Here is a 6,570-nt window from a genome sequence, read left to right on the forward strand (position 1 = left end):
ACCGCCAGCGCCTCGCTCGAGCCCGTCGTCTTGACCACTTCGACGAACTTGCGGCGCGCATGCGCAAGGCAGAAGGCAAGCTGCAAGGGTGCAGCATTGCTCTTGCGCCGCCGCTTGGCCAGGCTCTTGTAGGCGCCATAGCCATCGACCTGGAGAATGCCGCCGAAGGTTGACAGCTGCGTCTCGATTTCTTCCGTCCCGCGACTTTCGGCAAACACATAGCCGACCGCTGGCGGCGCCGGGCCTTGCCAGGGCCGATCATCGACCGCCTGCGCCCACAACTGGCAGACTTTCGTCCGCTTGCGCCCCGGGTCGAGCCGCGGCAGTGATGTCTCGTCACAGAACACACGCGGTTGCGAGCGGATGAAGGCGAGCAGCCGCTCGTAAAGCGGCTTCAGCCACCAGGCTGCCCGTCCGACCCAGCCGCCAAGCGTTCCCCGGTCGATCTCGACGCCGTAACCCAGGAAGATCTGCGACTGGCGATAGAGGGGAAGATGCCAGGCGAACTTGGCAGCGACCACATGCGCCACCAGCGCCGTCGTCGCCATGCCACCATCCATCACCCGCGGGCGCGCCGATGCCTGAACGACGTTGGCTTCGCAGGCCCGGCAGGCATATTTGGGCCGGGTCGTGCGGAGCACACGCAGAAGAGCGGGAACGATATCCAGCGCCTCGCCGCTATCCTCGCCGATGCGATGGAGTTGAAGTCCGCAGCAGGAGCAGGTCGTGCTCTGCGGCTCGATCACTTCCTCGCAGCGCGGCAGATGCTTCGGCAGGGCGCCCATGTTGCGCGATGCCGGCTGCCGCCTGCGCCGCGGCCGATCCTCATCTTCGGCGACATCGTCATTTGCTGCCGCCGGCACCTCGGAGAGGTCGCCGAGATCGAGCACGGTCTGTGCCGGATCGAGCGTGGCCAGCTTCTCCGACTTTGCTCCGAAGATCATTTGCCGCATAAGGTCGGCATAGACGCGCAGCTGCGCGTTCTCGGCTTCAAGAGCCAGAACCATTCTCTTCAGTTCGTTGGAATCCGATGGCAGCAAATCAGCGCGAAGCGACATGATCAACCATACCATGTCGCTCGGATTCTTCAAGCAAATCCAGTCACTTCACGCTGCCCGAACAGGCCTCTTGACGTGCTTCTTCGCCACCCGCGTCCAGTCGAGACCGGCTACCAGAAGCGCGAACTCCTCGCGCGTCAGCCGGATCGCTCCGTCCTGGATCGGTGGCCAGGTGAAGCGCCCGGACTCGAGCCACTTCGAGACCAGAACCATGCCGCTGCCATCCCAAAACAGAAGCCGCAACCGGTCGCCGCGCCTGGGACGGAAGACAAAGACGTTGCCGCAATAGGGATCGGCTGCAAGAGCCGAGGCGACCAGTGCCGCAAGGCCATTGATGCCGCGGCGGAAGTCGACCGGCTGCGTCGCCATCACGACCTTCATGTCGCCAGCTGCCGCAATCATCGCGGCACGCGCAAGGCACCAACGATTGCCGCCGCCAGGGTCGGATCGACAGAGCCCGTCAGGACGAGCCGGCTGTCATGTATCTCCAGCTCGATCCGACTGGTTGCCGCGGGCGCATCACTCTTGCGAGCCCCACCATGATCGAGCTGCCGCTCCTCATCAGCGACCATGACCGGCACGAACTGCACGGCGGCCTTCGTCGCCGCCGCCGCTTTCGCCCTCCCAAACCCCACTTGCCGTCGCCAGATCGTCAGAAGTCCCCGATTGACCCCCCAACGCCGCGCAACAGAGGAGATGTTGGCGCCTGGCTCCGCGCTCTCGGCCACAATCCGCGCCTTCTCCGCCGGCGTCCAGCTACGCCGTCGCCGGCGGCCCGTGATCACCTCTACCCGGCGATAATCACTGTCTTCATGCCTGCCTTGAAGTCTGGCATCAGCGTCGTCCAAGCCCATCCAGTCGCACTCCTCGCCCAACAGACGGCAAGTCTCGCCAGCGAATAGCCGCTCCGCAAGACGGGGTGCTCGTGGCGCTCACGTTCAGAGCGTGTGTGACATGGCAACACAAGGAGATCCGCCATGAACACCACGCCCCTTTCCGACACCCAAACCGTCATCCTCGCCGCCGCCTGCGCCCGCGACGAGCGTCGGGTGTTCCCGGTGACCGCCCGCATCAAGGGCGGCGCCGTCGGCAATGTCTGCAAGAGCCTGCTTCGGCGCGGTCTGGTCGAAGAGATCGCAGCCACCGATCTCTACACGGTCTGGCGCCACGATGAGGAACTTGGTCCCGTCACACTTCGGGCGACGGAGCGCGCGTTTCAGGTGCTCGGCATTGCCGACGGGCCGAAGTACGACGACATTGATCCATCCGGCGCGACCGTTGTCGAGATCGCCGAGCGGTCGGGATGGATGGAACACTCGATCTGCGGCCTGATGTCGGGAACGTTCAGGAAGAATCTCGGCCTCACCATCTCGTCCGAGAAAGATGAGACCCGAGGGCGGGTCTATCGCATCGTCTGAGCGCAGACTGTCGCGTGACGCGTCACGCGACATGGTTCGTGAAATGAGAAGATTCATGAGGAGGCGAGATGGTCCTCGATCCGTCTTCCTGCTCCGGTTCGACCTTGGTCACCGCATCGGCCTACAGGCGTGATCGGCTTGGCATCGAGGTGGAAAGCGACCATCATGCGACTGCGATGCGACGGCTCCGCAGGGGGTCGTTATGTTGGGGGGGTCATGGACTGCTTTCCTGATGACGTGGCCGAGAAACTCGGCTGGTACGTTTATCGACTTATCGACCCGCGGAACGTCGAAACCTTTTATGTCGGCAAGGGGAAGGCGAACCGGATATTTGAGCACATCAAGGCGGCCGTTGTGCCCACTGAAGACGAGGATGCCGTTGACCTGAAGTTGCAGCGCATCAAGGACATCAAAGACGCTGGCATGGACGTGCTTCACGTCATCCACCGGCACCGCATCGTATCCTACGAAGTGGCCTCCCAGATCGAGGCCGCCCTAATTGAAGCCTATTCCGGCAATGCGAACCGCGTCGGCGGAAATCGCTCCGGTGACTTTGGTTGCCGCTTTTCTGCCCAGATCGTCGCGGAGTACTCAGCTGTCCCGTTCGTCCCGCTCGAACCGCTAATGTTGATCTCGATTGGCCGGAGCCTCGAACACGATAGCAAGGACATTTATGACTTCGCTCGCGGCGTCTGGCGGATCAACCCCGCCCGGGTTGCGCGGTACAACCTAGCGCTTGCCCATCGCAGAGGAATAGTTCTCGGCGCGTATCGGCCCTCCCGTTGGGTTGCCGCCACCAAAGTCAACTTCCCCTGGCTGGACGCAGATATCGAAGGCCGCATCGGGTTCGAGGGGGAGCGCGCAGAAACGGAAGTCTGGGAAGCCTATGTCGGCAAGCGGATACCGGACGCCTATCGCGAGCGCGGTGCGACAAATCCGGTCCGGTTCATCTGGTAGCCATATGATGTGCCGATCGCCGAAACGGAGTTGGGGAGAACATCGAAGTGCGCGTCACGGGGATGATCGCCAGCATAGTCTTCTCGTCCCTGCATCAGGGCATCGGCCGGCTCTGCTTGCTTAGCAGCCTGAAGCAGAGCCTTCTGGTTGCCGTCGAGGTCGAGCTTCCTCGCCGCCTCCTTGGCCGCTGGCGAGAGGGCGGCGACCTTGAGCGAGTGCCTTACTGCCTGCTCGGACATGCCTAGTTCGCGTGCCGCTTGCTTGATGCCGCCTGGTTTGCGACCTGAGCCCTTGGGATTGCCTGAGTTTGATTTCGCGCCAACTTAGCGCGAAATCAAATTCTCCTCCGCAGGCGCCCTAGCAGCATCAACCTCTGCCTTCTTGGCGCTGAGCTCCGTCCACTGCCCGACCGGGATCAGACCGGATGGCCCGGCCATGATGCCTCCGAACGCGGAAAAGGATCAGCAAACCCACGATCCGATGCACTTATCGCCTTGGCTTCAGCCCGAAACAGAGCCTGTATGGGCACAAGCAGTTTGCCAACCGCGCCCTTAAGGAAGACGAGCACAGAAATCAGCGCCTCCGCATCCGGCCCGCAGATTGACGGGCTTGGCCTCGTAGAAGGGCTCGCATTCCGCGCGCCCCGCTACGGAGACGACGATGACCAAGCTTTCCGACACTCAAGCCCTGATTCTCAGCGCTGCCGCGCAGCGCGACAACCGCATCGCATTGCCGCTGCCCGACAGCCTGCGCGGCGGTGCCGCCGCCAAGGTGGTGGGCGCGATGATCGCCAAAGGCCTCCTCGAAGAGGTGCCTGCCGACTTCCACAAGGGTGAACCCTTCTGGCGCACGTACGACGACGGCCACGGCATCACGCTGGTCGCCACCCACGCTGGGCTCGCCGCCATCGGCATCGAGCCGGACGACGCCGACACCGCGCCTGTGGGCGCCACGGACACGCCTGTCGAGGTGTCCGCGCAAGATACCACCACCCTGACCGAAACCGCGCCTAAGGCGCGCAAGCTGCGCGAGGGTACCAAGCAAGAAACCGTCATCGCAATGCTGCGCGCACCGCAGGGCGCCACCATCGATGAGATCGCCACGGCGACCTCTTGGGCGCATCACACCATCAGGGGCTTCCTATCCGGAGCGCTGAAGAAGAAACTCGCACTCAACGTCACCTCCGAGAAAGTCGAGGGACGCGGCCGGACGTATCACTTGCCGCCCGCCTGACACGACACGACAACAATCCTTGGGACCGCCGTCCTTCAGAGGCGGCGGTCGCTCATTCGGCGCACCGGATACGGGCCACCCGCATAGGCATCACGCCGCATGCTGCTCGGCGATTTTGTTCGCACCCTCATCGTCGCCACGCCGCTCGCGCGAAACCTCGTCGAAGCGCCGGCCGTCACCATCGAGAATGGCCGCCTTTCCCGAGAACGCCTGCCAGCGATTGATGATCACGTCGCTGAAGGTTTCTGACAGTTCCAGGCCATAGACCCTCCGGCCGGTCTTCTCGCCGGCGATGTGCTGTGACCCCGAGCCGGAGAACGGCTCGTAGCAGATCTCGCCCGCCACCGTGTGCAGCTCCATAGGCAGCGTGAACACCTTGACCGGTTTCGATGTCGGGTGTTCGCGGGTCTCGATCTCGCTCGAGGGAATGCTCCAGACCGTGGTCGGCCAGTTCTCGAAACCCTCGCGGTTGACACGCGGCTTGTGGCCCGACCGCCAGCCAAACAGGCAGGGCTCGTGCGCCCACAACATGATCGAGCGCGTCAGCACCGGCCGGCTCTTGGCCCAGATGATCTGCTGGTGATGCAGCACGTCGAACTTGGTCCAGCACGCCTCCAGCATCGCCTGGCGGCGCGAGGCATGCCAGCAATACCAGGCCGCGTCTGGCTTGATGGCGCAGTCGATGGCAACCTGCATGAAGGCCTCGTAGAACTGCGGCCCCTGAGAGGAGTCGTCCCAGTGCTTCTGCTCNGTAGACCAGTCGCTTGAGAACGGCCGGCGCGAGCCAGGCAAGCCGCATCTGCCGACTGACCTGCCGTTCGGACAGTTTGAGGGCGATGGCGAGGTCGCGCACCGTGCCGAACTCGCCAGCCTCCATCCGCCGCCGCCAGCTCCAGGCCCGGCCGATGGCGCGCAGGATGTGCGGGTCCTGCGTCTGGTCCTCGCTGGGCAGGTAGCCAGCGGGCGGCAGGATTTTCGGCCGCCCGTTCTTCTTGCGCAGCTTCAGCGGCACGAAGATCTGGATGGTGTCGCTGGTTTTCATCATTCAGCCGCCTCCAATACGCGTGGGGTCATTAGGCCACGCATGACGCCGGCGATGCCGTCGGTGCGCAGGTCGATCACGAGGCCGTCGGTGCCTACGGTGACGCGGCGGACGACCAGCTGGACGATGCGAGCCTGCTCGACCGGGAACAGCTGTGCCCAGAGATCGTGGAAGGTCTGCATGGCCGCTATGACGTCCGCCTCGGCGATGTCGTTGTGTCCGTCGCGAGCACTTGTGCCGCGGTTTCCGGCGTGCGCAGGACGCGGCGGATTTCGGTGACGACGGCGCTCTCGACCATGTCGGCGGCCAGGCGGCGAGGGGTGTCATCCTCGCTTGTGTCGCGGTTCTTGATGACGTCCATCGAGACGTAATAGCGATACCGCCTTGCGCCCTTGTTGGTGCTGGACGGTGTCATCGCCGCACCCGTGGCGGTGAAGATCAGTCCCTTCAGCAAGGCGGGCGTCTGCGTGCGGCTGTTGTTGGCGCGCTTGCGCGGGCTTTCACCCAGAATGGCATGGACCTGATCCCAGAGGCGCTCGTCGATGATGGCCTCGTGCTCGCCCGGATAGGCCTTGCCCTTGTGGACGGCCTCGCCGCGATAGACGCGGTTGTTGAGCAGCCGGTAAAGGTAACCCTTGTCGATCAGTGTGCCCTGCTTGGACCTGACGCCATCGCGCCGGAGGTCTCGCGCCAGCACCGTCGCGGAGCCGATCTGCACGAAGCGCTCGAACACCGAACGGACGGTGATCGCTTCTTCCTCGTTCACGACGAGCCTGCGGTCTTTCACATCGTAGCCGAGCGGCACATAGCCGCCCATCCACATGCCCTTCATGCGCGACGCCTTGACCTTGTCGCGGATGCG

General features: G+C 63.8%; 10 protein-coding genes. 3 read left to right on the forward strand and 7 right to left on the reverse strand.

Annotation, left to right across the window (positions count from 1 at the left end; all coding sequences use genetic code 11):
* The 3 genes from N1F91_RS01930 to N1F91_RS01940 form a co-directional block, all read right to left on the reverse strand.
* On the reverse strand, positions 1-1,058 hold a 1,058-nt coding region (locus N1F91_RS01930; protein WP_289990323.1), incomplete at its 3' end, for an IS66 family transposase.
* 48 nt (positions 1,059-1,106) lie between these two features.
* Entirely contained in the window at positions 1,107-1,460 is a 354-nt protein-coding gene (tnpB, locus tag N1F91_RS01935) for an IS66 family insertion sequence element accessory protein TnpB (protein WP_289989778.1), read from the reverse strand.
* Positions 1,457-1,912, reverse strand: a complete 456-nt coding sequence (locus N1F91_RS01940; protein WP_289989779.1) for a transposase — start codon at positions 1,910-1,912, stop codon at positions 1,457-1,459. The genes tnpB and N1F91_RS01940 overlap by 4 nt, the downstream gene beginning before the upstream one ends.
* A gap of 123 nt (positions 1,913-2,035) precedes the next feature.
* On the opposite strand from N1F91_RS01940, the gene N1F91_RS01945 reads away from it, so the two are divergent.
* Positions 2,036-2,476, forward strand: coding sequence for a DUF3489 domain-containing protein (locus tag N1F91_RS01945; RefSeq protein ID WP_289989781.1), 441 nt, complete (start codon positions 2,036-2,038; stop codon positions 2,474-2,476).
* 216 nt (positions 2,477-2,692) lie between these two features.
* Positions 2,693-3,433 carry a hypothetical protein gene (locus tag N1F91_RS01950; protein ID WP_289989783.1) on the forward strand — a complete coding sequence of 247 codons (741 nt, stop codon included), beginning with the start codon at positions 2,693-2,695 and terminating at the stop codon, positions 3,431-3,433.
* Here N1F91_RS01950 and N1F91_RS01955 read toward each other — a convergent pair.
* Complete coding sequence (locus tag N1F91_RS01955; protein ID WP_289989785.1) at positions 3,388-3,672, reverse strand: hypothetical protein; 285 nt, start codon at positions 3,670-3,672, stop codon at positions 3,388-3,390. The two genes, N1F91_RS01950 and N1F91_RS01955, sit on opposite strands and share 46 nt — an antisense overlap.
* 421 nt (positions 3,673-4,093) lie before the next feature.
* On the opposite strand from N1F91_RS01955, the gene N1F91_RS01960 reads away from it, so the two are divergent.
* Positions 4,094-4,666 carry a DUF3489 domain-containing protein gene (locus N1F91_RS01960; protein ID WP_289989788.1) on the forward strand — a complete coding sequence of 191 codons (573 nt, stop codon included), beginning with the start codon at positions 4,094-4,096 and terminating at the stop codon, positions 4,664-4,666.
* Positions 4,667-4,756: 90 nt separating this feature from the next.
* On the opposite strand, the gene N1F91_RS01965 is transcribed toward N1F91_RS01960, so the two are convergent.
* The 3 genes from N1F91_RS01965 to N1F91_RS01975 form a co-directional block, all read right to left on the reverse strand.
* Positions 4,757-5,362, reverse strand: a complete 606-nt coding sequence (locus N1F91_RS01965) for a DNA methyltransferase (RefSeq protein ID WP_289989790.1) — start codon at positions 5,360-5,362, stop codon at positions 4,757-4,759.
* A gap of 345 nt (positions 5,363-5,707) precedes the next feature.
* Entirely contained in the window at positions 5,708-5,890 is a 183-nt protein-coding gene (locus tag N1F91_RS01970; RefSeq protein WP_289989792.1) for a hypothetical protein, read from the reverse strand.
* A gap of 5 nt (positions 5,891-5,895) precedes the next feature.
* Positions 5,896-6,570 (reverse strand): recombinase family protein (locus tag N1F91_RS01975; RefSeq protein ID WP_289989794.1); only part of this gene is annotated, 675 nt, incomplete at its 5' end.

Origin of the sequence: Aquibium sp. ELW1220, from assembly GCF_030398385.1 — a bacterium.
GTDB lineage: Bacteria > Pseudomonadota > Alphaproteobacteria > Rhizobiales > Rhizobiaceae > Aquibium.